Origin of the sequence: Desulfitobacterium chlororespirans DSM 11544 (assembly GCF_900143285.1) — a bacterium.
Taxonomy (GTDB): Bacteria; Bacillota; Desulfitobacteriia; order Desulfitobacteriales; family Desulfitobacteriaceae; genus Desulfitobacterium; species Desulfitobacterium chlororespirans.
This window is the reverse complement of record NZ_FRDN01000022.1, coordinates 38,490-64,416: the sequence shown is the minus strand read 5'-3', so window position 1 is coordinate 64,416 and position 25,927 is coordinate 38,490. Positions and strand designations below refer to the sequence as shown.

Annotated in this window: 29 protein-coding genes and 1 pseudogene; 18 read left to right on the top strand and 12 right to left on the bottom strand. The window is 49.0% G+C overall.

Annotated elements, in window-relative coordinates:
* From BUA14_RS25830 to BUA14_RS25820, 3 genes and pseudogenes are all read right to left on the bottom strand, one after another.
* Nucleotides 1–447 (bottom strand): annotated as a pseudogene (locus BUA14_RS25830) (phosphodiester glycosidase family protein); the annotation flags it as partial.
* A 585-nt stretch (nucleotides 448–1,032) separates the two neighbouring features.
* On the bottom strand, nucleotides 1,033–1,617 hold the full coding sequence (locus BUA14_RS25825) for a DUF3102 domain-containing protein (RefSeq protein WP_242954768.1): 585 nt from the start codon (nucleotides 1,615–1,617) through the stop codon (nucleotides 1,033–1,035).
* An 83-nt stretch (nucleotides 1,618–1,700) separates the two neighbouring features.
* The gene (locus tag BUA14_RS25820; RefSeq protein WP_242954767.1) at nucleotides 1,701–2,540 is read right to left on the bottom strand and encodes a DUF3102 domain-containing protein; all 840 of its coding nucleotides are present in this window, start codon (nucleotides 2,538–2,540) and stop codon (nucleotides 1,701–1,703) included.
* A 177-nt stretch (nucleotides 2,541–2,717) separates the two neighbouring features.
* Between BUA14_RS25820 and BUA14_RS25815 the strand changes: the two genes are divergently transcribed.
* The 4 genes from BUA14_RS25815 (at nucleotide 2,718) to BUA14_RS25800 (ending at nucleotide 6,919) form a co-directional block, all read left to right on the top strand.
* Complete coding sequence (locus tag BUA14_RS25815; RefSeq protein WP_072775211.1) at nucleotides 2,718–3,056, top strand: coiled-coil domain-containing protein; 339 nt, start codon at nucleotides 2,718–2,720, stop codon at nucleotides 3,054–3,056.
* Nucleotides 3,057–3,241: 185 nt separating this feature from the next.
* Complete coding sequence (gene pabB / locus BUA14_RS25810; RefSeq protein WP_072775210.1) at nucleotides 3,242–5,392, top strand: aminodeoxychorismate synthase component I; 2,151 nt, start codon at nucleotides 3,242–3,244, stop codon at nucleotides 5,390–5,392.
* A 91-nt stretch (nucleotides 5,393–5,483) separates the two neighbouring features.
* Entirely contained in the window at nucleotides 5,484–6,062 is a 579-nt protein-coding gene (locus BUA14_RS25805; protein WP_072775209.1) for a Uma2 family endonuclease, read from the top strand.
* A 41-nt stretch (nucleotides 6,063–6,103) separates the two neighbouring features.
* Nucleotides 6,104–6,919: an aminotransferase class IV gene (locus BUA14_RS25800; protein WP_072775208.1), complete on the top strand. Its 816-nt coding sequence runs from the start codon at nucleotides 6,104–6,106 to the stop codon at nucleotides 6,917–6,919.
* 68 nt (nucleotides 6,920–6,987) lie between these two features.
* On the opposite strand, the gene BUA14_RS25795 is transcribed toward BUA14_RS25800, so the two are convergent.
* Entirely contained in the window at nucleotides 6,988–7,359 is a 372-nt protein-coding gene (locus tag BUA14_RS25795) for a helix-turn-helix domain-containing protein (protein WP_005816998.1), read from the bottom strand.
* A 150-nt stretch (nucleotides 7,360–7,509) separates the two neighbouring features.
* Between BUA14_RS25795 and BUA14_RS25790 the strand changes: the two genes are divergently transcribed.
* Nucleotides 7,510–7,743 (top strand): helix-turn-helix domain-containing protein, encoded by a 234-nt coding sequence (locus tag BUA14_RS25790; protein WP_072775207.1) that lies wholly within the window; start codon nucleotides 7,510–7,512, stop codon nucleotides 7,741–7,743.
* A 105-nt stretch (nucleotides 7,744–7,848) separates the two neighbouring features.
* Here BUA14_RS25790 and BUA14_RS25785 read toward each other — a convergent pair whose 3' ends face one another.
* From BUA14_RS25785 to BUA14_RS25770, 4 genes are all read right to left on the bottom strand, one after another.
* Nucleotides 7,849–9,363: a VanW family protein gene (locus tag BUA14_RS25785; protein WP_072775206.1), complete on the bottom strand. Its 1,515-nt coding sequence runs from the start codon at nucleotides 9,361–9,363 to the stop codon at nucleotides 7,849–7,851.
* 175 nt (nucleotides 9,364–9,538) lie between these two features.
* Nucleotides 9,539–10,102: a bactofilin family protein gene (locus tag BUA14_RS25780; RefSeq protein ID WP_072775205.1), complete on the bottom strand. Its 564-nt coding sequence runs from the start codon at nucleotides 10,100–10,102 to the stop codon at nucleotides 9,539–9,541.
* Between the two features lie 4 nt (nucleotides 10,103–10,106).
* Entirely contained in the window at nucleotides 10,107–11,033 is a 927-nt protein-coding gene (locus tag BUA14_RS25775) for a M23 family metallopeptidase (RefSeq protein WP_072775204.1), read from the bottom strand.
* A gap of 30 nt (nucleotides 11,034–11,063) precedes the next feature.
* Nucleotides 11,064–11,408, bottom strand: a complete 345-nt coding sequence (locus tag BUA14_RS25770) for a LapA family protein (protein WP_072775203.1) — start codon at nucleotides 11,406–11,408, stop codon at nucleotides 11,064–11,066.
* Between the two features lie 349 nt (nucleotides 11,409–11,757).
* Between BUA14_RS25770 and BUA14_RS25765 the strand changes: the two genes are divergently transcribed.
* The 11 genes from BUA14_RS25765 to BUA14_RS25715 all read left to right on the top strand — a co-directional run bounded on the left by BUA14_RS25765 (nucleotide 11,758) and on the right by BUA14_RS25715 (nucleotide 22,676).
* Nucleotides 11,758–12,816: a SpoIIE family protein phosphatase gene (locus BUA14_RS25765; protein ID WP_072775219.1), complete on the top strand. Its 1,059-nt coding sequence runs from the start codon at nucleotides 11,758–11,760 to the stop codon at nucleotides 12,814–12,816.
* A 53-nt stretch (nucleotides 12,817–12,869) separates the two neighbouring features.
* Nucleotides 12,870–13,319, top strand: coding sequence for an ATP-binding protein (locus BUA14_RS25760; protein WP_072775202.1), 450 nt, complete (start codon nucleotides 12,870–12,872; stop codon nucleotides 13,317–13,319).
* Between the two features lie 19 nt (nucleotides 13,320–13,338).
* A complete protein-coding gene (locus BUA14_RS25755; RefSeq protein ID WP_072775201.1) occupies nucleotides 13,339–13,641 on the top strand; it encodes an STAS domain-containing protein in 303 nt (100 codons plus the stop codon).
* Nucleotides 13,642–13,673: 32 nt separating this feature from the next.
* Nucleotides 13,674–15,599: a methyl-accepting chemotaxis protein gene (locus BUA14_RS25750; RefSeq protein WP_072775200.1), complete on the top strand. Its 1,926-nt coding sequence runs from the start codon at nucleotides 13,674–13,676 to the stop codon at nucleotides 15,597–15,599.
* Nucleotides 15,600–15,857: 258 nt separating this feature from the next.
* Nucleotides 15,858–16,034 (top strand): aspartyl-phosphate phosphatase Spo0E family protein, encoded by a 177-nt coding sequence (locus BUA14_RS25745; protein ID WP_005816981.1) that lies wholly within the window; start codon nucleotides 15,858–15,860, stop codon nucleotides 16,032–16,034.
* Between the two features lie 92 nt (nucleotides 16,035–16,126).
* Nucleotides 16,127–17,014, top strand: coding sequence for a D-amino acid aminotransferase (locus tag BUA14_RS25740; RefSeq protein WP_072775199.1), 888 nt, complete (start codon nucleotides 16,127–16,129; stop codon nucleotides 17,012–17,014).
* Nucleotides 17,015–17,107: 93 nt separating this feature from the next.
* The gene (gene mutY, locus BUA14_RS25735; RefSeq protein ID WP_072775198.1) at nucleotides 17,108–18,334 is read left to right on the top strand and encodes an A/G-specific adenine glycosylase; all 1,227 of its coding nucleotides are present in this window, start codon (nucleotides 17,108–17,110) and stop codon (nucleotides 18,332–18,334) included.
* 87 nt (nucleotides 18,335–18,421) lie between these two features.
* Nucleotides 18,422–20,086 carry a S41 family peptidase gene (locus BUA14_RS25730; protein ID WP_072775197.1) on the top strand — a complete coding sequence of 555 codons (1,665 nt, stop codon included), beginning with the start codon at nucleotides 18,422–18,424 and terminating at the stop codon, nucleotides 20,084–20,086.
* A 51-nt stretch (nucleotides 20,087–20,137) separates the two neighbouring features.
* The gene (locus BUA14_RS25725; RefSeq protein WP_072775196.1) at nucleotides 20,138–20,476 is read left to right on the top strand and encodes a MazG-like family protein; all 339 of its coding nucleotides are present in this window, start codon (nucleotides 20,138–20,140) and stop codon (nucleotides 20,474–20,476) included.
* 204 nt (nucleotides 20,477–20,680) lie between these two features.
* Nucleotides 20,681–21,541, top strand: a complete 861-nt coding sequence (locus BUA14_RS25720) for a cell wall hydrolase (protein ID WP_072775195.1) — start codon at nucleotides 20,681–20,683, stop codon at nucleotides 21,539–21,541.
* A 109-nt stretch (nucleotides 21,542–21,650) separates the two neighbouring features.
* Complete coding sequence (locus tag BUA14_RS25715) at nucleotides 21,651–22,676, top strand: hypothetical protein (protein WP_072775194.1); 1,026 nt, start codon at nucleotides 21,651–21,653, stop codon at nucleotides 22,674–22,676.
* Nucleotides 22,677–22,768: 92 nt separating this feature from the next.
* Here the strand turns inward: BUA14_RS25715 and BUA14_RS25710 are convergent, their stop codons facing one another.
* The 4 genes from BUA14_RS25710 to BUA14_RS25700 are packed head-to-tail and all read right to left on the bottom strand — an operon-like array spanning nucleotide 22,769 to nucleotide 24,228.
* On the bottom strand, nucleotides 22,769–22,978 hold the full coding sequence (locus BUA14_RS25710) for a hypothetical protein (protein ID WP_005816973.1): 210 nt from the start codon (nucleotides 22,976–22,978) through the stop codon (nucleotides 22,769–22,771).
* Nucleotides 22,975–23,562 carry a hypothetical protein gene (locus BUA14_RS25705; RefSeq protein WP_072775193.1) on the bottom strand — a complete coding sequence of 196 codons (588 nt, stop codon included), beginning with the start codon at nucleotides 23,560–23,562 and terminating at the stop codon, nucleotides 22,975–22,977. Before BUA14_RS25705 ends, BUA14_RS25710 begins: the two co-directional genes overlap by 4 nt.
* A 19-nt stretch (nucleotides 23,563–23,581) precedes the next feature.
* On the bottom strand, nucleotides 23,582–23,707 hold the full coding sequence (locus BUA14_RS28830) for a hypothetical protein (protein ID WP_282433399.1): 126 nt from the start codon (nucleotides 23,705–23,707) through the stop codon (nucleotides 23,582–23,584).
* Between the two features lie 11 nt (nucleotides 23,708–23,718).
* Entirely contained in the window at nucleotides 23,719–24,228 is a 510-nt protein-coding gene (locus tag BUA14_RS25700) for a YlbF/YmcA family competence regulator (protein WP_072775192.1), read from the bottom strand.
* Nucleotides 24,229–24,435: 207 nt separating this feature from the next.
* Here BUA14_RS25700 and BUA14_RS25695 point away from each other — a divergent pair, with 207 nt between their 5' ends.
* Nucleotides 24,436–24,732 carry a UxaA family hydrolase gene (locus BUA14_RS25695; protein ID WP_072775191.1) on the top strand — a complete coding sequence of 99 codons (297 nt, stop codon included), beginning with the start codon at nucleotides 24,436–24,438 and terminating at the stop codon, nucleotides 24,730–24,732.
* Nucleotides 24,722–25,876 carry a UxaA family hydrolase gene (locus BUA14_RS25690; RefSeq protein ID WP_072775190.1) on the top strand — a complete coding sequence of 385 codons (1,155 nt, stop codon included), beginning with the start codon at nucleotides 24,722–24,724 and terminating at the stop codon, nucleotides 25,874–25,876. Before BUA14_RS25695 ends, BUA14_RS25690 begins: the two co-directional genes overlap by 11 nt.
* Nucleotides 25,877–25,927 lie beyond the last annotated feature (51 nt).

Below are 25,927 nucleotides of genomic sequence, written 5' to 3'. Positions count from 1 at the left end.
ATAATCAACGGAAAGGGAAGCCATTTCATTTTTGCTCCGGTTGTACCAGGCGGAGGTGGACAAAAGATCGCCGGCCCGGACGGTGGGACCGTCTGCATAGCCTTTGCCGGCGGTGAGCGGATTAAAGAAACTGCTGTTGACAGCAGCCACGGCCCCCTCTTTTTCGGCCAGGGCGGAAATGCTGACCAGGTCGTCGGTGATCGAGTCATTGCTTAGGGTGTCAATTTTCACATAAGGGTTAGTCATATCCACGCGCAGCACATTAATATTCAACCAGCCGCCTGTGGTAAAACGGGATATGTTCTCCACGGTTACGCCGTCCGTAACAGTCTGTTGGGAATGATCCTGGTAGAGGACGGGCAATTGGGCCATTGCTGTGTTGGGAAGCGCCGTCACACTTAAAAGGGCGGCAAGAAACAGGGCCGGTAGTTTTCTTAATCTCTTCATGATTCTCTCCTCAATAAAAGTGTTGATAAGACTTCAATCAGATTCCTGGGTTAAAAAGTGAACTCATCAAAAGGGGCTGAATCTGAGAGTGTCTCTATTTTATATAAGACGTAATCTCTTGTCCTATTCTAACATTAATAAATAGAAGAGGGTAGAACGAGCAAACTCCCGCCAAGGCGAAAAAGTGGGCCGGTTCACGCTTTTTGTCACTAAAAAAGTTAGCCTATCCCAAATCGGATTCGTGTCCGATTTGGGATAGGCTAACTAAGGGTGGCTGGAGTCTGGCTTTTCACCAGAGAATATTTGAATGATGACGCCTTCCGTGCAATACACGATGGATTTCTACAGATCTTGCATCAATTCTCTGACTGTGTCAAAGTGTTTCATTCACCCTGTTTTTATATCTTCCTGAGCTTCATATTCTGCTGCTTGCCACTCTTCTGTCCAATACCATGCCTGAATGACTTGCGGAATTGCGGCATTGACATAATATCACCTCTGCATCATTCGGGAATTTTACGCTTTTATTATAGCATTTTTTTACTTTATGCAAAGCAACAAGCCGTTTGACTTGTTGCTTATTGTTCACCATTCATAGGTGGAATAGATTTGGATTCCCTTCGTATTGATGCCAGCCACAGGGGGCTGGTCTTTGAGCTGTTCCACCATATATGAAGCCAGCTGGCCGGCGTCCTGGCTGCATTTTTCCTTAGTCTGAGGGTCAAGCCTGGCGAGTTGATCCAGAGCGTTCAGCAGCTCCTGGAAGGCGCCGGTGATGGTTTGGCAGCAGACGGTGTATTTTTTCTCATAGTTCGTGACGAGGGGGGGTGCGAGCGCTCTCTGTTCCTTGACGGCCTGACTCAATTGCCGGGTGGTCATAGAGCCGAGATCATGCTGTGCGATAAATGCTTCCCGCTCTTCCTCGGGAAGGCCAAGGAGCAGGACCGCCTTAGTGTAAGTTAAATTCCCAAGCGCTTGGGAATTTGGATCGTCATCTGCCAGGGAGAGGAGCTTAGGCCCATACGCTTTATATAGGTTCATCAGGTTTGCTGCCGTGCTCTTGGAAAAACTGACCGATTCTTTGAGCCATTTCAGCCATTCCCCATGGTTGAGCAATTCCTTGGCTTCTTGCAGGAGGCGGCCCACCTCAATAGCGTTTTTCAGCAGCATTTTTCTGGACCTCCGGTTAATGGCATTGATTTTTGTCCTTTCCTTTGGAGGGGCGGCATAGCACCGGGGTGACAAATTTATCTCTATTCATAGGTGGAATGGGTTCGGACACCTTTCATATTGGTAGTGACAACAGGGGGCCATTCTTTGAGCCGTTCCACCATATATGAAGCCAGCTGGCCGGCGTTCTGGCTGCATTTCTCCTTAGTCTGAGGGTCAAGTCTGGCGAGTTGCATCAGAGCGTTCAGCAGCTCCTGGAAGGCGTCAGCGATGGTTTGGCAGCAGGCGGTGCATTTTTCCTCATAATTCGTAACGGGGGAGGATTCAGTTGCGGGTGCAGGTGCAGATTCATGTTTAGTACTGCTTTCCCGCCGGGGCTTGACGGTTCTGGTGACATATTGGATTTGGATATCCCCTGAATTTTGGGGTGTGGGCCGGACTGGGGACTCAGCTTGGAGCTCAGACTGGAGTTCTGCCTGAGACTGAGGCTGTTCTTTGACAGGAGTAGGTGCTCTGTGTTCTTTGACGGTCTGACTCAATTGCCGAGTGGTCATAGAGTCAAGATCATTCTGCGCGACAAATTCTTCCCGCTCTTCCTCGGGTAGGCCAAGAAGCAGGACCGCCTGAGTGTAGGTTAAATTCCCAAGCGCTTGGGAATTTAAGTCGTCGTCTGATAGGGAGAGAAGTTTAGGTCCATATTCTTTATATAGGTTCATCAGGTTTTCAGCTGTGCTCTTGGAATAATTGACCGATTCCTTGAGCCATTTCAGCCATTCCCCATGATTGAGCAACTCCTTAGCCTCTTTGAGGCGGCGGCCCACCTCGATGGCATTCTTCAGAAACATTTTTCTGGATTCTCGGTTGATGGCGTTGATTTCTGCTGCTATGACAAAAGGTGTGCGTTCAGTGCTTGAAGCATTCATGAGTCGGCCCGTCCTTTCCATTGTGAATCTACTTATAAAATATGCGGACGGGGTGGGAATGGTGAAAATGATGTGCCTTTTAAAGCAGGGTAAATCATGGTATATTTTTAATAGAAAGCGAATCAGCAGGAAATTTGTGTGTTGCAGGCCTGTAAAGGCGAAAAGGAGGAAAACCGGATGTCAGACGAGGATTTTAAGTCCTTTGTAAGGAAGGAACTAAGCGACATCAGACGGGATATGGCTCAGATGCAGCAAATGACGGCAGACTTGATTCGGATTGTCGGCAATACCAACGGGATGCTGGAAGAAGTTCAGCAAGATGTCAATGTGATGAAGCAGGACATCGATGTGATGAAGCGAGATATTGATGTGATGAAGCAGGACATTAATGTGATCAAGCAAGATCAGAAGAGAATGAGCGATATCCAGGAACAGCAGGGGAGAGTCCTGGAAATGCTGCCCTATCGTTCCTTAGCTCATGATGCGGATATCAGGGATTTGCGCAGGGTAAGGTAGATACTTAAATCCATAGGCTGCTTATTTATAAAAAGGGCAATTTGGACTCAACTTCCAAGTTGTCCTTTCGTTCATTAAGAATCCTGTTTCACGAAGAGGAGATTGACTGAAGTGTATAGAATATTCAGGCTTAGGAAATTTGTCGATTTGACGTAAAATGCAGAAGCGAAGGGAGTCTAGCAACGTTGATCTTTATACTGGATAATTTTGATTCCTTCACCTTTAACCTGTATCAATACTTCGGGGAATTGGGAGAAGAGGTTGTGGCACTGCGCCGTGATCAGTGCACTATTGATGCAATTGAAGAGCTTAAGCCTGAGCTGATCGTTATTTCCCCCGGACCCTGTGCGCCCCGGGATGCCCGGTTTACTTTGACGGTGATTGATTACTTTAAGGGCAAGGTTCCTATCTTGGGAGTTTGCCTCGGGCATCAGGCTATCGGCGAGATTTTGGGGGGGGAGGTCATTCGGGCCAAGGCGCCGGTTCATGGCAAGGTGTCTGAGATTCATCATGACGGACAAGGCGTGTTTTTCCAGCTGCCCAATCCCCTGACGGTCACCCGTTATCATTCCCTTGCTTTAAGGCGGGAGAGTTTGCCGGAGGAACTCCTGATTACCGCAGAGACGGCTGATGGCGAAATTATGGGGATTCGCCACCGGGAGCTGCCTCTCGAAGGGGTTCAATTCCATCCGGAAGCCATTCTGACCGAAAAGGGCCATGACCTGCTGGGAAACGCGGTCAAGAATGCTCGGACATGGTGGCAGGCCCAGGGTCAAAGTGGGCACAATTCGCCATGGGTGATTCAAGAGCTGGATATAGACCTGCAGCCTATTGAGTTGCTGGAGGCCTTTAAGGAAAGTGAGTACCCTTTTTTCCTGGATAGCGGGAGGAACTATGGGGGTTTGGGGCGGTATTCCTTTATGGGAGCTTTTCCTTTCCTGCAAGCCAGTGCCTGCAGGGATGGGGTAGGGGTGAAACGCTTCACTGAGGAAGAGGAAGGGAGCAGGGAAGACTTAAGCCCCCTTATCGGGCAGGAATGGCTGGCCTACCCTGAAGGAGAATCGTTAAAGGTTTTGGATGGTTTAGTGGAGCGCTATCGTGTCCCCAATCCCACGGAGTTCCCTTTTGTGGGGGGAGCGGTAGGCTTTTGGACCTATGATTTGAAAGATGAGTTAGAGAAGATGCCTCAAAGCGGGGTCAATGATCTGGACCTGCCCTTGTGGCGGTTTAGTTGGTATGACGGGATAGTGGTTTATGATCATGAGAACCGCCGCTATACCTTGTTGGCTTGTGGTATGACAGAGTTCGGAGAATGCCGGAGAGCGTTGGCCCAGGCAAGGGTAGGGAGGCTTGTCAGGGTGTTGGAGGGATTCCTTGAGGAGCGTGGCAGAAAGGAGGGCCATCCAGAGAGGGCAGAAGCATACCAAAGGCAGATAGGAACCCAGCAAGGACAGCTGGGAATTTACCAAGGGCATAATGGCAGCAAAGATCTGGAGCAGCCCCAGGAGCGGGTTCATTACACGGTGAGCAAGGAGCAATATCTGCTGGATCTGCAGCGGGTTATCGACTACATCTATGCCGGAGATATTTATCAGGCCAACCTGACCCAGCGTTTCCAGTTCCCTTATACCAAGGAGCCTATGGAATTATACAAAGCCCTCCATAGCTATAACCCTGCTCCCTTTGCGGCCTTTTTGCCTTATGAGGATTTCCAGATTCTCAGCAGTTCCCCGGAGCGCTTTGTGCAGATCAGTGCTCAAGGTGAGATAGAGACCCGCCCTATTAAAGGAACCCGTCCCCGGGGCAAGACTCCGGAAGAGGATGAGGCTTATGCCAGGGAGCTCACAGAGAGCACGAAGGATCGGGCAGAGCTGACCATGATCATCGATCTCCAGCGCAATGATTTGGGACGGATCTGCCGCTATGGTTCGGTAAGGGTTACGGATTTGATTCGCCTGGAGCAATACCCAACCGTATGGCATTTGGTATCCACCATCGTCGGCAAGCTGAAGCCGGAACTGAAAACCAGTGAGATTCTGAAAGCCATCTTTCCTGGAGGTTCCATCACCGGGGCGCCGAAGATCCGGGCCATGGAGATTATCGAAGAGCTGGAGCCTTATAAGCGGGGGCTTTACACGGGAAGCATCGGTTATATGGGCTTTGATGGAGCCTGGGATACCAATATTGTGATCCGGACCATTCTCTTAAAAGATGGCCAGGCTTATTTCAATGGGGGCGGTGGGATTGTGGCTGACTCTGTTCCCGAAGAAGAATACCAGGAAGCCCTGCAGAAGGTGAAGGCTTTGCTCAGGGTATTATCTGAGGCCTCTCAATGACTCTGTGATAAAGGGGAAACATGGTGTAAAGAAGGTTCAAATGATGGTGTCTGTGATACAATAATAATAGTAAGAAGAAGGGGTTGATTTGATGTCAATACCTGAATCCGATAGAAAGTGTACCTATGCTGATTATCTCACCTGGCCTGATGAAGAACGTTGGGAAATCATGGACGGTATACCATGTATGATGACAGCTCCATCATGGCAGCACCAGGCCATTGGGATGCAATTGGCAACTCAATTTAATACTTATCTTGCCGGTAAACCTTGTCGAGTGTTCGGGGCACCTTTTGACCTGCGGTTGCCGGTTAACCGGGATAACAAAGACGAGGATACGGTGAATGTTGTTCAACCGGATATTACGGTTATTTGCGATGCATCGAAACTCAAAGGCACAGGGTATTTTGGAGTACCAAAGTTAATTATTGAAATATCCTTCCCATCTACCGGCAAGATGGATAAGGTATTTAAATTTAGCCTTTATGAAAAAGCCGGTGTATCCGAGTATTGGATAGTAGAGCCGGTGGATAAGACGGTAGCTGTATTTACTTTGCAAGAGGATGGACGCTATGGACGGCCCCAGATGTATGCTGAAGAAGATAGTGTCACGGTCAACTCCTTTCCGGATTTTATGGTGGATTTGCGACAAGTTTTTGAGGGTATATAAATCTTAGTAAAGATGTAAAAGGGGAAAGGGAGGATTCTAATTTGCTGGATAAAAATGACCGGCTGGTGCTCTTTGGCTATGGAATTTTTGAAACCCTAAAAGTCAATGGCCTGCATATTGAAGTTCCCCGGTTGCATTACCGGCGCATGTGCAAAGGAGCGGCACAGCTGGGTATTCCTATGCCGGGTTATGAGGTTTGGAGAGAAGAGTTGGAGCAAAATGTGCAAAGGGAGGCCTCCGCTGCCGGCAGAGAGGGCACGGCATTTGCCCTAAGGGTGACCTTAAGCGGGGGAGCGGGGCAGGAAGTACCCCCCCAGTGGCTTTATCATAGCCGTTCTATCCCCTATAAGGAAAAAGACTATCAAGAAGGGATACCGATAGCCATCTTAAGTCGTCCTCGTAACGAATATTCCCCTCTGGTACAGATTAAGAGCACCAACACTATGGAGAATATCCTGGCTAAGCAAGAAGCTGAGGAAAAAGGAGCCAGAGAAGGACTTTGGCTCAATACCAAGGGCTGCTTAGTGGAAGGGACTCTGAGCAATTTATTTTTCGTCAGGAAAGGAACTCTTTACACCCCTTCTCTGTCATGCGGTTGTTTACCGGGAACTCGCCGCCAAATTGTTCTGGAGTGTGCGCAAAAGCTTGGCATCCCTTGGGTGGAGGGGGAGTTTCCCTTGGCATTCCTGGAAGACGCTGAAGAAGTCTTTTTGACCAACGCTTTAATGGGGATTCTGCCGGTGAGTCGGGTGGGTGAACGAAGGATTGATATAATGGATTCTGTTAAGGATTCGTTGAGGCTGCGCATTAATGAGCTCTATCATAATTACATTACCAGCTGCTCTGGTTCTCGATGAACCCGGCAGCTGTCAGGAAGCCAAAAAACCTCACGCTTTTTATAAACGTGAGGTTTTAGCTTATGGACTTATTTCTTTATTCGTGCGATGACATCAATCAGGCTACCCAGCAATTCAGGAGTCAATCCTGCCTCTTCAGCTTTCTGAAGAGTGGGCAGATAGGCTGAATAATGTTCTTTAAGGTAAAGCGGGGATTTCTTATCATTTTGTTTATACGCTATGGCAGGTGGTGTGCTTGGCTCTTCTATTAATAGTGAAGCCACGGAGACATTCAGTGCTTTGGCTAATCGGTAGACTGTATCTATGCTGGTAGATTGGCGCTTGCCGGATTCAAGCTGGCTGATAAGACTGCGGGCGACGCCGGATATTTGGGACAACTCGGCGGCGCTTAGTTTCTTGTCTTTGCGTATTTTTCTGAGTTGTTTTCCTAGTTCAAGCACGAGATACCCCTCTCCATTTTGCGATGATTAGACATATCAATGATACGCTTCATTCTTGCTGAGGGTTCAATTTCCTTTAATTATTTACAAGATTAAGCGTTATGTGCTATACTATTCGCAATATTATACATCGTGAAGGGGATAGCAGAGATGGAGAGGGATAATAATTTGCGCGAATGGCGTTTAGCCAATGGTATGACATTGAAAGAGCTGGCCCAGAGGACTGGTCTTGATTATAGGTACCTGAGCCAACTGGAAAGGGGATTGCGTAAAGGGACCCCCAACACCTGGATTAAAATCGCGAAAGAGCTGCAGGTGCCTGCTAAGACCTTCTTTCCCGATGAGATTAAGGAAGCCGGAGCTAAGTATTCATGTTTTGGGTAAAAACAAGAGCTCCCCTCGTCTGAGGGGAGCTCCTACAATTTGTGAGCAGGAAGCATTCAGTTTTTTCTTTGTAATTCTTTTTAAAATTACAGGCTTTATACTGTATTACCCTTCCGCATCCCCTGGGGTTTCTGTTCCGGATTCACCCTCAGTCCCGGCAGCTTCGGCTCCTGAATTGGTGCTTTCCGGTTCAGTGGGGTCAGGTTCGGCAGGTGTTTCCGGTTCCTGAGGAGTTTCAGGTGCCGGCTGCTCAGGTTTGGGGTCCGGCTTGGGTTTGGCGGGCAGCTCCGGTCCTTTGGCGATGATCTTGTTGGAGGGGATATAGGAGCTTCTGCCCAGACTCTGGGTTTCCACGACCTGCCCGTTGACTTTGATGGTACGGGTGGCAGTAGCTATATAGCCATTTTGGCCATTTTGTTTAACGATTTGAGTTCCGGGGGCTAAAGTTGAGTCATGGATGATTTCGGTTTCAAAGGGAATCACCTTTTCCACTTGATTGGTGATAACGATTTCCTGTCCGGAAGTTTTTTTCCCGTAGAACTCAATGGTTACGGAGCCGTTGCTGATTTTGGAGCGGAGGAGGAGATAGCCGCCGGTAGTATTGCGCATCTTCAGGTCGATGGCCCCATAGACCACGGTAGCGTCCTGTCCAAGGGGGACATAGGCTACAGCCAGACCATGATTCGTCCGTTCTTCGATCTTCAGATTGGCCAAAAGTCCGGTGTTATAGAGGGTACTGGAGACTTGGCAGATTCCGCCGCCCAGGCCGGGAACGAATTCACCGTTGACTACAATGAGAGCGTCCTGGTAGCCTTTATCGCCGGTCCGTTCGCCAACGATTTCATTAAAGGATATGATTTCTCCAGGTTCGATAAGGGTTCCATCCAAGGCTTCGGCAGCGAGACGAACATTGGCTGTACGCTCGAGATTGGCGGCATCAAACCAAGTGGTATGGCTGGCAATCAGTCCGTCAATTTTTTTGGCTTCCAGATCCGCTGCTCGGAGCACCGGTGCTACTTCCTGAAGCTCGACTTTAAGCGGTGCAGGATCTTGGAAAGGCTCCAGCTCTTTGATCTGGCTTACCAGGGTATCCGCCTGAACAGCTTGCCCTGGTTGATCGGGCTGGATTTCCATGAGATTATTGGCGCTGATTTTAAAAGTGGCATCCACAGGTTCTTTATTGAATAGAGCAAGGCTTTCGGCGAGGGTTTCGGAGAGCCGTTGCTCATCCCAGGTCAGTCCCAGCTCAAAACGGGCATCCTGGGCAGTGGTTGCTTTTTGGGTTCTGGCGAAAAGGGAGGCCTTGCGGCCAATCTTATAGGCTTCATTGAGCGGGGTCTCTAAATCTACTTGGGGATTCAGAGCGGTCAGGGGAAGGGAAGTGACTTCTCTACCCGCCTGGAACTCCAGGGGCTGGGCTAACCACTTTTCAAGGGTTTGATTGATTTTTTCCTGGGCCTGCTCTTTGGTCAGGTTGCCTACGTCGATCCCGGAGATGGTGATGCCTTCACTGAGAAGGTGGTCGTCCTTGGCGTAGAGCATAAAATTAATTCCCAGAGTGATGGCCAGAGTGAGGCTGATAAACAGCAGGGCTAATCCTACATATTTTTTGGTTTTCAAGTCTTTTCCCCCAAATTAGTCATCTGTCATACGTACTTATTATAATTCCACGCAAAAAAGAAATTTCCTCTATACAAGTAATGCATGGATTGCCTATTTTTGTAATGGACTGCAAGAAATTTTGCCTGTTAAAAGAGGAGTGTCACCACTGAAGCAGTCGGTGACACTCATTTGATTATCTGCGTCGGGATCTTGGCTTTCCATAAGCGACATTTCTGCTTGCGGTCGGGTTATCTGAGTCGGTTTGTTCTTCCTCAAGGGGATCCAAAGGCTTTAAAATATCCTCCATGTCAGCCTCTGTTTCGGTTTCTTTGCCATGACTTGCTGCTGCCGGGACTTCTTCTGAAGGCCGTGCCGGCTGCTTCGCATCCTCCAAGAGGCGGCTTGTCCCAATAAACTGGGCTCCCTGGTCGATCTTAAGCTGCTTGCTGAAGATATTCCCTTTCATACGGGCAGTGGCACATAGTTCCAAGGACTCCTGAGCGACGATATCTCCCCGGACCTCCCCCGAGATGCTGATGGCACCGGCCTGTATATTGGCGTCGATGACAGCGCTGGGCCCAATGATCAGGTCTCCGTTCAGGGCAATCTGTCCTTGGATTTTTCCGTCGATACGGGCATTGCCTTTTAAGGTAAGCTTGCCGTTAAATTCGGCATCAGCGGCGATATAGGTCGTCTCACCTGAAGTGGCGGAAAAAGTACTGGAAGTGCGTTTCGGACTTTCTGGTTTACCCCACATGCTCTCATTGCTCCTTTGTAAAATCAGTAAATTGCAGAGGATCGACAGTCTTGCCATTGACTCTGGCTCCATAATGAAGATGGGAACCGGTGCTGCGACCGGAATTCCCGCTATAGGCGATGAGGCCGCCTTTTTCTACTTTGTCCCCCACTTTGGCCAGCAGGCGGGAATTATGGCCGTAGATGGTTTCGATGCCATTGCCATGATCGATTTCGATTAAATACCCGTAAACCCGATCATAACCGGAGACAGAGACGACACCGGATGCTGTGGCATAGACCTCAGTACCATAATTACAGGGAAAATCCACACCGTTATGAAACTCTTTGGAATATCCGCCAAAAGGGTTGCGGCGGTAACCGAACTCTGAAGCCACAGTGAGCGGTATCTTTAAAGGGGCGAGGCTGGGAGTGTGCTCAATTTCCTCCTGATATGCCAAGGCCAGGTTGTAGTAGTCCTGAAGAAGGTTTAATTCCTGGGAGATTTGTTCCGGATCACTGATGACGGCCTGAGGAGCAAAGGGAGCTGCTTCTCCCCGGCTCAGGCCTGCGGACGCTGTCGCCTTCGTTCCGGTGGTGGCAAAGGAAGGGGTCTCACTGGGATCCAAATTCAGGATGGACATCAGTTTAAGTTCTAACTCCTGGATTTGGGAAATATCTTGAGTTACCTGAAGAGATTCTTCCTTAAGGCGGGCGATCTCTTGGTCCTTGACCTCATTTTCCTGTTGCAGCTGTACCATAGCGGCCAGCTGGGCTTGCTGAGACCCTACAGTATGTGAAAGGTAGAGAGTATAGGAAAATAAACTGATCACAAGCAGACCTAATGAACACAAGCCGGTGATAACGAGGCGCCTGCCCTTGAGGGTTACCTGAAATTGTCGGGTGGGGCCATGATCCGGAGGTATCATTAAAAAGGTATATTTGTTCTTCACGAATCCAGACTCCTTTTTCTTTTATCCTGGTCAGCCAGGAGGAAGAGCGGTGTCTTCCTGGTCGGCAGGGTTAGTTTCCGTGGGGACCATATCCTTTGGCACCAGATTTTTTGGTACGGCATGATCCTGTGGTTCGCTTTTGGCTTTGATTTCCGCTTTAGCCTGGGCTCTGACGGTTCCTTTTAAGCGGAACTCGCGCCAGATAGCCATGAAAAAGACGATAAGAGCTCCGGCTAAAACCGCTCCTAATATAATTAATACTAAAGGAACCTCGGCCACATACCAAAAAAAGTTGATGGCCACGGGGGCAGCATTCTGTACGGCAAAAATGGCGACGAATAAAGCAACCAGCAGGGTGAATATCAAGAAGATCATCTAAGCACCCCTTTCTTTAATCTTATTCAGCATACTGAAAAATAATAAGAAATTAATAGAGAGACCATCCTTCATTTTCGACCTTATCCTTGGGGAATCCTGCCACAAGACGAAAAACCTGCAAAATTTTCTTGGTTCTGCATAGTTTAGCCAGGAATCAAGCGTAAAATTATTTGCAAATTATTTCCCATGTTTAAACTAAAGCGTGCAGGAATAACTATAAATTAGCGAGAAGATATTAGGTTAATAAGCGTGCTATAAAGGCGAAGAAGTATCGTACTGTGAGGAATTTATAGTGAAAGAGGAGAAGAATCGAAGGTCTTTGTCCTGGAATTGGCCCTTGAATGTGATGGACTATGATCAATCCACCCAGCATATTTTTGCCCAGGTCTTTGAGTTTGCTCAGGAGGGTATCTGCATCACCAATGCCCAAGGGGATATTATCTACGTCAATCCCGCTTTTACGAAAACCACAGGCTTCACCCTGGAAGAGTCTCTCGGGAAAAATCCGCGGATACTCAAATCCGGGCGGCATTCCTATGGGTTTTATACTCAGATGTGGAAGGATTTGACCAAGAAAGGCCAATGGCAGGGGGAGATTTGGAATAAGCGGAAAAATGGGGAGATCTACCCGGAATGGCTGAATATTCATGCGGTTCGCGATGAGAAAGCCGTGCTCACCCATTATGTCTCTATTTTTCGGGATATGACTGATGAAATGCTGATCCTTAAAGAGGTTCAATTAGCGGGACAGATTCAGAAAAATATTTTAAGGTCGGATTTCTCCGATGAACATCTCAAGATGAGGAGCATCTATCTCCCTTACCACCATCTGAGCGGGGATTATTACGATTATCGCTGGGATGAGAAGAACCGGATCCTGAAAGGATTCCTCTTTGATGTCATGGGTCATGGGGTGGCGGCAGCGCTGCAGGTGACTGCATTAAGGGTTCTTTTTCGTCAAGTGGTAGGACGCAAAATTCCCCTGGCGGAGAAGGTGGAATGGGTGAACCATGAGGCAAAAAGCATTCTCCCGGAGGATAGCTTTGCTGCGGCTATCTTTTTCGATATCGACATCGGTCAGGGCAAGTTCAGCTATGTCATGGCCGGGATCAATCATTTGCTGTACTATTCGTCGGAAAGGGGACAACCGGGGATCAGGGTCTTAAGCCAACCGGGTCTCTTCCTGGGGATTTCAGAGCACGCGGAGTTTGAAGAGCATGAGTGTTCCCTTAAAGCTGGGGATGGGATGATTCTTCTCACAGATGGATTTTATGATTTGGTTCAAGAGAAAGAATGCCCTCTTCAGGTCATGACCATAGAAAGCACTTTGCATTGGCTGGATTCCTTATCCACAGGCAACGAACTGAACGATGATGCCACTGCGTTAGGATTTATCTGCTGCTAACCGCCGGTAGTTGCAGCGAAGGAGCGTAATGAGAGAAAAGGTGGGTGGGGGATATGCGGCAAAAGCTTATGCGTAAGACCTTTCATTCAGCGCAGGAGTATCGCCATGATCGGGAACAATTGCACCAATGTCTGCAAAAGGCTTTAGGGAATAGGGGTGGGGGGACAACCTTATCTGAGAATGAAGTAACAATGCTGGAAGTTGCCCTGAATGAGGCGGTAAACAATGGGTTTAAGTACGCCCAGGGCAAGGTCTCTGCTCCCGCGGTAACGCTGAGTATGTATGTGCTTCACTCCAAATTTCTGGTCATTCGGGTCAAGGACAATGGGAGCGGATTCCGGGCAGATCAAGTGATGGCTAAGGTCTCGGCCTTGGAAGAAGACGAGGAAGAATGGGAGTGGGGGGAGTCCGGCCGGGGGATATACATTATGGAAGCGGTTATGGATGAAGTTCGTTATAATGCCAAGGGCAACTCTGTGGTTCTTTTAAAAACATTAGCTTAAATAATAGGGAGGAAAAATCATGTCAATAGATATTCGGGTGAATAGGCAAGAGGTTTTTGTGGAATTAGAAGGCAAGATTTATGTGGAAGACGCTGCTGTCATGAGAGAAAGGCTGCTTCCCCTGATTGAACAAGGGAAGTCTCATTTTGTTTTTGATACGCATAAATTAAACTATATCGACAGTTCAGGTCTGGGTGTGCTGGTAGCCATTCATAAGCGTGCTATTGAGCGCGGGGGCGGGATTATTGTTCAAGGACTTCAGGGCGCGGTTAAGGAGCTTTTTCAATTAACCCGTCTGAACAAGGTATTTGAGATACGATAGGGGGGTATTATGCCCTGGGATGAGGTGAGAGCATGAAAATTGGGGTCCGGTTTCGTGTTTTGGGAGCATTTATTGGCATTATCTCCATCTTTGTCATAGCCATTGTGATCACCAATTATCTGCAGATTAAGATCAATGACGAAGTTGACGATATCTTTGGCCATACGGCCTTGATGACCTCAGCACAAGCCATGAAGACTGAGGTCAGCAGTGCCCGGAATGAGAGCGAATTCACAGCTGCCAGGACATGGCTTGAGGGGATGAGAGAGAATGAGTACTTGTCTGCCGAGGATCGGCAGGATTTAGATAAAATCGAAACGATGTTGCTTGCCTATGAGGCGACTCCTCTGCTCCAGGCTTTGGATGCCCTGATCGAGAGACAAACAGAGGTTTTAGCCGCTAATGAAGAATTAATTCATAAGAATATTAACAGGATGACCTGGGTGAGCTGGGGCGGAACTCTGGTTGCAGTTCTGGCGGCTTTGTTGATGGCCTATCTGTTGACACGCTATATTTTGCGGTCCATCAGCGAACTGCAGGAAACCATGAGCAAGGCTGGTTTAGGGGATTTGACGGTTTCGGCACCTGTCCATTCCAGTGATGAATTCGGGGATTTGAGTGCCGCCTTTAATGTGATGATGACCCGTCTGTCCGATGTGGTGAAAAATGTCCGGGAACTGACGGAGAATCTGGCGGCGACCTCTGAGGAATTGGCTGCCACCAGCGAAGAAGCAACGGTAGCCGTGGCTGAGGTCAGTGAAAGCATGCAGAATGTAGCCAACGAGTCCGATCTGGGGGCAAAATCCATCGTGGAAGCGTCACAGGTACTTTTAGAGCTTTCCTCCCTGACCCAAATCGCCAAGACCCAAAGCCAGTCGGCAGCGGTGAACTCCCAGCAGACCATGGATACGGCTGACCAAGGTAAAAGCACGGTGGATGATGCCATCAACCGGATGCATACTATTCACGCCAAGACGTCAGAGACAGAAGAATTAATGCAGCAGCTCAGTGAACTCTCCAAGCAGATCGATTCCATTACGGTGACCATTACCGGGTTGGCGGATCAGACCAATCTGCTGGCTTTAAATGCAGCCATCGAGGCCGCCCGGGCCGGGGAGTCCGGCCGTGGATTTGCTGTGGTGGCGGAAGAGGTCCGGAAACTTGCCGAGCAGTCCACTCAAGGAGCGAAAGATGTGGCGGGCCTGGTCCAAAAAGTTCTGCTTGGAGTGGAGGATGTGGTCCAGGCTACCAAGTTAACCCGCCAAGAGGTGGAACATGGGGTCCAGATCATGAACCAAGCCGGCAATGCCCTGAATAATATCTATGGCGCCGTCAAAAAGACAGCTGAGGATGTTCGCTCCAGTGTGGAAGTCACTGATTCAGAGGTGGCCAGTTCGGGAAAAATCGTGGCCTTGATTAATTCGGTGGCAACGGTGATTGAGAATACATCCTCTCATGCTCAACAAGTGGCGGCATCTTCTGAAGAGATCAATGCCTCCCTGGAGACGGTGGCTACAACGATTCAGGGTACCGCCTATCTGGCTCAGGATCTGAATCAGAAGGTGGAGCATTTTAAGCTGGCCAATTCAAACCTAACTACGGTGGAGATCCTGGAGAAAGCTAAAACCGATCATTTGCTGTGGAAATCCCGGATTGTCAACATGCTTAAAGGCCTTGAGGAAGTGGCCCCGGAAGAAGTGACCTCTCACCAGCATTGCCGATTGGGGAAATGGTATTTCCGGGAAGACAATACCCTCAAAGGCTATTCGGAATTTAAGGCATTGGATGAACCCCATCATCAAGTTCATAAAATGGCCCAGGAGGCGGCCAAGGCCTACCATGAAGGGGACGTTAAGCTGGCTCAGGCTTGCTTGAAGAGGCTGGATAAGCACTCCAACAAGGTCATTAAATGCATCAATGGCCTGATCGAAAAGGAAAAAGCTAGAGAAAAGCAATAAGGCTGCGCAATGAGACAAGGGGACAGGAACCTTGTCTCATTTTGGTGAAAAACGTCGGCTAAACCTCGACATTATTTTCGATATTTTTTTAAATATTTAGTTTAGAATAACTTCAGAACTTGCGGCTTTGTTTCTGGAAAATTTGTCAATGCCAGTGTGACTAAAATAACTCTCGTAATATGCATTGCATCAACATTCGTGTTTCTGCTGTCTTGTAAACTGAAGCTGTTACCATCGAAGAGAAAGTGGTTGAATGCTATGGAACATGTCGATTTACTTGAGGAAATTGAAGAGCTCAGATGTCAACTTTATACCTTATCCTGTGATAAGGATCTGGCGGACCCTGAGGTGGTCCGGATGAGCCAGGAATTGGACAGCCTATTAAATTTATATTACCGGACCTGCCTTTCACGAGATTATCGGAAAGTTGGCTGAAGGGCTGGGTTACTCACCCCAAAGCAGCGTGTGCTTTGGGGATTTTTGTGTTATTATTTTTATTAAAACAAGGAAAAAAGGGAGGATGAAGTATGTTGGATTATACAGGGATTGCCTGGGTTAATGGTGAATTTTCCAGCTTGCAGGAGGCCCGGGTTCCTTTTTTGGATCGAGGATATTTCTTTGGTGACGGAGTCTATGAGGCGGTCAAAGTCTGTGATGGCAAGCTCTTTGCTTTGCAGGAGCATCTGAAGCGTTTTGAAAGGAGCATGAAGGAGATTCGTATCACTCCGCCTAAGACCACTGAGGAGCTGACAGCCCTTGTCTTAGAGAGTGTGGAAAAAGCCGGCCTCCCCAATGCCATGGTGTATCTGCAGGTTACCCGGGGGATTGGACCCAGGATGCATGCTTTCCTGCCGGAAGGGGAGCCGATGGTCACTTTATTTGTGGCCCCCATGACCTCTGTGGAAGAAAAAGTACGTAAGGCAGGGGTAAGCTGCGTTACCGTACCTGATGAGCGATGGGCTCATCCTCATATTAAGACCCTTAATCTTCTGCCCAATGTATTGGCCAAGCAAACTGCGGTAGAGCAGGGCGCCTATGAGGCGATTTTAGTGCTGGGTACAGAACCCGGTGGGGGGCTGATTACGGAAGCCTCCAGCAGCAATGTGGCTGCAGTCATCAGGGGAAAGGTTGTGACCCCGCCTCTTAATGGACGAATCCTTCCTGGTGTAAGCCGGGCGATCATGCTGGAGACCGCTCGTGAAGCCGGAATCGAAGTGGAGGAGCGGGAGATTACCCTTGAGGAGTTGCGCGGTGCTGAAGAGATTATTCTTACCAGTACGGGGTGCGAGGTCTTAGGCGTAGGAAAACTGGATGGTGTGACAGTGGGAGAAGGGGGAGCCGGTCCTATGACTGAGAGACTGTATGAGATTTTTATGGCAGGATGGGAGAAAAGACTGACAAGTGTAAAATCTTGAGGGTTGTTTTTTCATCACACAAGGGATAGACTGGGTCCCGAGGGTTAATCCTCGGGATTTCTCTTTAAAGTCGACAAAAGAAGAGGGGATAAAGTGGGCGTAATAGACTCTTCAAAACTGGTCCAATGGTTTAATCAGGTCAAGAGGGATTTGCCTTGGCGCAGGACAAAGGATCCCTATGCAATTTGGGTATCTGAGGTGATGCTTCAGCAGACTCAGGTAGTTACCGTTATTCCGTATTATCTGCGGTTTATGGGACGATTCCCCACCCTCTCTCACCTTGCGGAGGCGGAGCAGGAGGAAGTGCTGGAGTTATGGCGGGGATTAGGGTATTATTCTCGGGCCAGACGCTTGTGGGAGGGGGCCCGCTACGTGGTGAAGATGGCGGAGGGAAGCATGCCGAAAGATTATCAGTCCCTTCTTCATATTAAAGGTGTCGGTGACTATACTGCGGCAGCCATTGCCAGCATTGCTTATGAAGAGCAGGTTCCCGTCATGGATGGGAATGTGAAGCGGGTGGTGAGCCGCCTGCTCCGTTGGGAAGAGGATGTGGAGAAAGCCCGATCAAGACGGGTTTTTCTTGAATACCTTGGGGAAGTGATACCCGGAGATTGTCCGGGGGATTTTAATCAAGGGATGATGGAGTTGGGGGCAACGGTATGTACTCCGAAGAACCCCCGCTGTGAGCAATGTCCCCTCCAGGAGGACTGTGAGGGCTTTGCTCTGGGTGATCCCCAAGTGTACCCTGTGAAAAAAAGCAAAGAGAAACCCGGGTCGGCTTTGCGGCCTACCTTGATCCTGCTGCACCAGGGGCGGGTGCTCCTGAAGAAGAGGCCCTCCACAGGGCTTTTGGCTGATTTGTGGGAGTTCCCCGGGGAAGAGATGATGGTACCCAGACTGGAAAGCTATAGAGGGGGCAAGGAATTCTCCGGTGATGCTGTGAAGGTTGCGGAGAGAGTTGGCGAAGAGATAAGCCGGTACGAATACAATTTGGATTTTTCCTGGTATGAACTGTATAAGAATCAGATAGGGGATTCCGCTTGTGATGAGGCTGTGCAAGAACTGCTTAGCCGCCGGCCCAGCCGGAAGGGTCCCTTAGTTCATACATTTAGTCATCGACGCTGGCAAATCTATTGGCTGGTCCTCAATCTTGATGAGGTGATGGACAAAACGGCGCAGGTCAGGGAGAATGAGGATTCCCTGAAGCGGGATGGTCTATGTTGGCTGGATGTTAAGGAATTGGACAAAATCGCTTTACCCGTGGCCTTTCAAAAAGTTTGGGCAAAAGTACAAGCTGAGGGATCAGCTGAAGGATCATAGGAGGAGATTTTTAGAGGAGATGCCTCTTAACCGACAGGATTCACAGAAGGCACGTCGAATTCTAGTTGAGATAAGGGGGATAAAGTGATGACCAAATTCAGTATGTTTTGCAGTAAATTGATTAAAGCCAAAACAAAGGCGGGAAGAATCCTTACAGCTTCCGCTTTGGCCTTGATCTTAACCGTATCCGCTCCGGCTGCGGCTTTGGGGAGTCCGGTAGACGATGTGCGATCCTTATTGGAGAGCCAATATGTGGATCCGGTGGATCCCTGGGTGCTCAGCGCTGCCAGTGTTGAGGAGATGCTTAAGCGATTGGACGATCCGCATACTGTCTTTTTTACGCAAAAAGAGTACCAGAATTTCCTTAATTCCATGGACTTAAGTTTTTCCGGGATCGGAGTATATATTGAACTGGAGCCGAGGGGCTTGGAGATTGTCGGTATCATCCCGGGTTCACCGGCTGAGGAAGCCAAACTCAAAACAGGGGATATTATTGCTCAAGTCGGCGGCCAAAGCCTGGCGGGGCTTTCTCAGGATGCGGCGACCGCTCTGATCAAAGGCCCCGAAGGGACCACTATAGATATCGTGGTCCTGCGGGGAGAAGAGCGCCTTAGTTTAAAGGTGGCCCGCAGAGCGGTGGAAGTTCCTACCGTGAGCGGAGAAATGCTCAATGAAGACATCGGTTATGTGGCCATAGAGTCTTTTGGGGAGACCACTGAAGACCTATTTGAGCAAGTCGTTAAGGAATTGGACAAACAAGGGGCCGATGCCTGGGTCATGGATCTGCGCAATAATCCGGGCGGGTATCTGGACTCAGCCTTAAGCCTGGCAGGATATTTTATCGGTGAACAGACAGCCTTGCAAACGAAAGACCGCTCACAGAAGTTTGAACCTTACCAAGCAGAAAAGCAGGAATTTGTAATTGATGAGCCGGTAGTCTTCTTAACGAATGAAAACAGTGCCAGTGCCTCGGAGATTTTGACGGCAGTGGTTAAAGACTACCAAAAGGCGGTGGTAGTAGGAGCCAATACTTATGGCAAGGGCTCTGTCCAGAGCTTATGGCAGCTCACCGATGGCGATGTTCTGAAGATTACAGTGGCTAAGTTCTATTCTCCTTATGGAAAGGAGATCAATGGGGTAGGGATTTCTCCCGATGTGGAGATTCTGGAAAATGATCCCCTGGAGATGGCTGTATTGATGTTGGAAGGATCTATTCAGGAGAAGGGTGATGGACAGGAAGTCACGGACCTTGTTCAGTTCACCGCCGGGGGTAAGGATTGGAATCTCTCCCTTGAGCAAGCGAGGGATCCTGAATACTGGTCGGCTTATCGGGAACTTATTGAAAACAACTCCTTCCCCGGAGGATTTTCCTGGCGGCATAACTCAGATTGGGCAGCCGTTTCCCAGAGTGAACAGGATGCCGTATGGCCTTTATTCTATCCGGGTTATCATGGGATGAGTGAGCTTAAGGACCTTGCCGTTGATAAGACCTTTACAGTGCGGTTTACAGCTCCCATCGATTTTAAGAGTGTGACCGAGAATTCTTTCGAGCTGATTGAGAGTGAGAGCGGCAAGCGCATGCCTGTGACCTTTGAGCAAGTGGATGAACGTTCGGTTAAAGTGATCCCGAAAAGCCTTCTCGAACCGGAGAAAACCTACTGGCTCCTTACCCATCAAGGAATTGCCGCTAAGGATGGCTCTATCCTGAAAGAAGGAGCGCTGACCGTCGGGACCACCGGGGCAGGCCATTAAATTCCGGGCAGCGGCTTATTGATAGGTGTGTTAACGCAAGGGAGTGAGCTGATGGAAAAGAGGAGTGGAGATGCTGGGTTGTGCTGCTCCAAGACGGTTACCTTACCCCGTTTAAACCGGCTTAACCCCTCTTTGGAGAGTACGGCGCTGAAGATTATGGAGGAGTCGGGAGAACTGGCTCAGGCCATTGGGAAGTTTCGCGGTCTTAATGGGGAGCGGTTGAGGGTCAAAGAGACTGAGGCCATGCAGATGGTGGCTCAGGAACTTATCGATGTGGCTCAGACGGCGGTGACGATGATGTTTGTTTTAGAGGAACAGTACGGTATCGACATTGAAAAGATTTTAGAGGAGCATGTCTGTAAACTTAAGCAAAAGGGCTATTGTGATTAATATGTGATTGATGAAAACGGGGGCTGTTTTCTATACTTTTGGCAAAAAGTAAGGAGACGGCTCCTGTACTATTTTTAGCTCTTTCGCCAGGCGGCGAAGGTTTATAAGTGCATAAAATTACAATAAGATTTCGGTGAATGTTATAAAAATCGTCCTTCTTGGGAAAGACTAGAAATAATTTATGAACTCAAGAGGTGATTTTGTTTGCCACACCGAAGATGCCGAAAAACCACGGCGATTTTCCTATGCTTGGTCATGACATTATTCTGGTGTCAAGGGATGGTATGTCCAGTCAATGGGGAATTAGGTACGAATACTTTTGAAATAGTGGATATCGAAGTTTTGGATCCAGTCCAAATCGTTGATCTCCAAGCAATGGGTGTCAACCGCGGCGAAGCGGAAAATAGGCTCATGGAAACAGACAATAGTACGGCAATGGAAGAAACGATAACTGAACAAGAGGAAGCTGCCCTCAGTGATGAATTGGCTGTCCCAGAGGATGAACAGATGATCGTAGTACAGAGTGGAGATACTTTATCAGCAGTTGCTCATCGGTATGGAACAACGATTGCCGAACTGATGAAGCTCAATACGATCAATGAACCCAACACCATCGGCGCAGGTCAAACCTTGCGTATTCCCGCTAAAGGAGATGCAATGGCGGATTCAGCCGCGGAACCATCCCGCGGCAGAACTCCAGTTGTTCAAGTTACTCAGGAAGAATTGGAACTCCTTGCTCGTGTGATTCATGCTGAGGCAAGAGGGGAAGACTTTGAGGGTCAAGTGGCGGTAGGGGCAGTGGTGCTCAATCGGGTTGAGGATCAGCGTTTTCCCGATACGATCCACGATGTAGTGTATCAGCCGGGTGCCTTTACGGCTGTTCTCGATAAGCAAATCCATCTTACCCCCAACCAAAGTGCTTATCGTGCGGCAGAAGCCGCCTTAAACGGCGAAGATCCCACCGGAGGGGCGATTTATTATTATAACCCCAGGACAGCCACGGATCGTTGGATTAAGACCCGGCCTGTGGTAAAAACCATCGGCAACCATACCTTCAGCATCTAAGTGAATCAGGGGGACAGGTCCCTTGATTCAAATATCATTTCTACCTAACACCAAATATCAAGGTGGCACATATTCTAAAGGGAGAAGTTTGTCGTCGGGAGGGAGAAATGTGAGATTTACCTGGGATCAGGGAAATGGTTCCTTTGGACAGATGGACCCGAGAGTACCCCGCCGGCTTGATACCTACCAAGGAATGTCCATGGGAGGGATGCCTGGACAAAGCCCGGGATGGGGCCAAAGCGTTTATCCGTCAACCACGGCTGGGGGGGGCTATAGCTATGGGTCGGCCCCGGGTGGAATGGCTCCGGGTGGAGTGGCCCCGGGAATGAATCCCGGGGGAAACGCCCCGGGAGTGCCCCCCGCCGGGATGTCAGCGGGAATGCCGCCGATGGGTATGTCTGCCGGAATGCAGGGCATGGGTCCAATGGGTCCTTCTCCGGGAGGAAGTATTCGCAATAATTTAGGATCGGAGTTAAAAAAGCGAGGGTTTTTCCAGAAGGATGGCCAAATCAATAACTCACGTGGCGGGGTTTTTGGTGCCAAATCCTACAAACCAGCGACACAACCCCAGGGAGGAAGAACTATGACAGGTCCTTTTTCATTCTTAAGCAGCGGGGGTGGAGCGGGGGCTCCGGGGATGCAGCCCCGTCAATTGGTTTTGGAGGCTGCTCAGCCAGGGGTAAATGCCAATGGTATTGCCTCTATTTCCAATGATAATGTGTTTTCTTGTATCGCTAATTTGCCGTCGCCCAATTCTTTAGTAGGAGGGGTTGGCACGTATGCGGCTTATCTTGTGGACAGCAAGGGTCAAACCGGATTTTTGGCCGGTGTCTTAAGGCCTGTGGGCAATGGCGTGTATCAAGCACAGTTTCGCAGTCAGGTTCCTCTCCATCACTACAGCCGGGTCATTATTACCGTAGAGAATCCTCAACAGCTGGGCCATGTTCCCCAAGGCCCTATTATTCTGCAGGTGAGACAAGCACCGGGACCGATCCGTTTTCTGGCTCCCATTAAGAAAGCTGGAGGGTCTGTATGGGGTAAGGTTACCGGGTTGGTGCAGAGACGTTCCCCAGCCCCGGAGGTTATGGAGGGGGTTGCCGCTGAAGATTCGATCATAGAACCAACCCAGCCGTAAGCAGCATCAGCCAAAGTTTATGTAAAACCCAGTGAAGGTGACATGATAGTTTTGGGGTCAGAGGGAGCTCGGTTATATCTGAGCTCCTTTCTTTATTGGCATAAGAAAAAGGCAATCATAATGATCAAGAACAGAAAGCCAATACTGCTTAAGGTGATGATGATGCCTAAAGTTTTCAAATGGATGGAGGATAATATTGAGTTTGCCGAAAAGACAATGAAGAAAAAGAGGGTAAGAGCAATGAAGCTGGCTCCTGCTGCCGGCGTGTTGAAGACAATGCCAAAATTCCTGCCCTGACTCATAAATTACCCCCTCCATTGTTATTAATATTGGCTTGTTCGGTTAAGAACTGAGCAATGATGGTGATGACTGAGACGATTAAATTTCCTGGAACCCCGGGGAGTTGAAATAAGGGAACATTGAACACTGAGTCTGGTGTACCATCGAAGGTCCCAAAGGGACCGCTTATGGAGAGGGAAAAACTTAGGTGATCAGGAAAGAGGGGTTCATCTCCCCAGGATGCCGCCGAAGAGGCGGTCTGAAAGGCACTGCCTGGACGTATGGCCTGACCCTGAGAGGTCTTCTGAATGAGATCAGCCAGTTGATCCAGAGTCAGGGTGACTGTATAGGACTCTGATGGAGCCTTTGGGGGGGAGGGGGGTGCCGCCACCAGAGAACGTTTGACCAGAAAGTTCATAAGAATATCCAGGCCGGCCACCACCAGGCCGGCATAGGGCAGTTCCACCCTGGCCAGGGGGAAGAGAACGGCCGTAACCGGGACGAAGGGGATGTTGCGCTGGATAGGGCTGGTGACGAGCAGGGAAAGGGAGAGGGGAGCGACAGGCAAGGGGCAGATGGATTCATTCGCTATAGCCAAGTCACTCACCTCCTATCTTGCTCGAGGACTAAAAAAACCAGGTGTAGAGGATAAGAAACCCTCCGATGGTGATCACAATCAGAAAGGCCAGGAGGGTGATAGGGTGGAGAATCTGGTTTTCGAAGCGGGGACCGCAATAATTTTGAGGCCGCATCAGAAGATTCTCTAGCGTTCTTCGGGCAGACCGGGAATTTTAAAGCCCTGGGGCAGCTTTAATCCGGGAGGAAGCTTTATATCCTTAGGAATTTCCATGGTCTTGGACTGTTGGCCCCCTCCTATGGATTCCAAAACCTTTTGAGCCATATTTTTGATTTCGTCAGGCAGGGGAAGCTGATCGGCGCTGGGCATGCCATGGATGGTCGTGGTAATGGTGAGATTAACCATGGCCATGACCCGTTCAAAGCTTTGCTGGGCCTGGAAATAGGTGCGAATCAGGGGATGTTTGTTGATCAGACGGACTTTAAGATCGATAAGGGCCAGTGCATCTTTTTCGGGAATGACCTTACTGATCATCTGAGTGGTAACGATTTGGCGTTCCTTTTCTTGATACTGGAGAAATGCTTCGTTAGCTTCCGGATCGGCTTTGATGGCCGCCTCTGCGGAAAGGATAGCTTGTACTTCGGGGGTTTGTTTGAGCGCTTCCCCAAGTACCCTGGCCTTGTCAATGTAGCTCATTAATGGGGCACCTCCTTCGATTCCTTATACTAAAGTATGCTTTAGAGGCGGTGAAGGTGAGAAAGAAAGGTTTATCAATAATTCGTGAAAAAACTCTTTAATACATATTGACAGATCATGACGAATCGTATAAACTGAGGCTAGTGGTAATACCACATACAACATACCACTGGGACGAGTGGTAAAAAGCAAAAAGGAGGAAATGAGATGAGCAGCCATAAATTCTTATTGCATGAGGCTCAAGATGATGTTGGCGTCGCCGTGCAGGATATTAAGGCCGGCGAGAAAGTCATGGGTGTGGACATTCATAGCGGGGAAGAATTTCATGTCACAGCAAACCATGACATCCAACTGGGACACAAGATTGCTCTCAAGGGCAAGAAACAGGGTGAAAGCTTAATCAAGTATGGTGAAAATGTGGGCAAAGTAACTCAGGATATTAAGGTGGGGGACTGGGTACATACTCATAACTTAAAGACTGCGAGGTGGGATTATGGAAACTAAGATCTTAGGCTATCGTCGGGACAATGGGCGTATCGGTATTCGCAACTATGTACTTATTCTACCCGTTGATGATTTGTCCAACGCCGCTTGTGAAGCAGTTGCCAACAATATTGCCGGAACTCTGGCACTTCCCCATCCCTATGGCCGTATCCAATTCGGAGCCGACCTTGAGCTGCATTTCAAAACCATTATCGGAGCGGGACGTAATCCCAATGTGGCGGCTGTCGTCGTCATTGGTATTGAGCAAAACTGGGCGAAGCGAGTCGCCGATGGCATTGCTGAAACCGGTAAACCCGTAACCTACTTCGGTATTGAGGGACATGGCGACTTAAAAACCATCGAAATGGCTTCCCGTAAAGCCCATGAATATGTAAAATACGCCACCTCCTTGGAAAAAGTCGAGTGTGACTTGAAAGATCTGGTTGTGAGCTTCAAATGCGGTGAATCCGATACCACATCCGGTCTCGCTGGAAACCCAACGGCAGGTGTAGTGGGTGATCGTTTGGTGGAAATGGGCGGAACGGTTATCTTTGGAGAAACACCTGAAACAACGGGAGGAGAGCATATTCTTGCCAAGCACTTTGCTACACCTGAACTTGCGCAGGAATTTTTGAGAGTCCATAAAGACTATATGGACATGATCGAATCCAAAGGAGCCGATCTCTTGGGAACACAGCCAACCCAGGGGAACATTGCCGGCGGTTTGACAACGATTGAAGAAAAGGCCATGGGCAATATCCAAAAGGCCGGCAAGGTCCCCATTATTGGTCTTTTGGAAATGGCTGAAGAGCCGACAAAACCAGGGCGTTATTTTATGAATACATCGGCTGCGGCAGCCGAATGTGTCACACTCATGATGGCAGCAGGAGCAACCCTTCACATTTTCATTACAGGACAGGGTAATATCGTTGGCAATCCCATTGAACCAGTAATCAAGATGTCGGCGAATCCGAAAACTTGTGAATTTATGGCTGAGCATATCGATGTGGATATCAGCGGCGTGCTCAGCAGAGAGCTGACTCTTGATCAGGCAGCAGATAAAGTGATGGAATGCGTCGTGAAAACGGCACGTGGCTGCTTAACTGATGCCGAAGTGCTCAATCATAAGGAATTTGTGCTTACTCGTCTCTATCCCAGCGCTTAAAGCCTCATAACTCCGATAAAGGAATGTGTCGATTTTCCTCGAATTTATAGA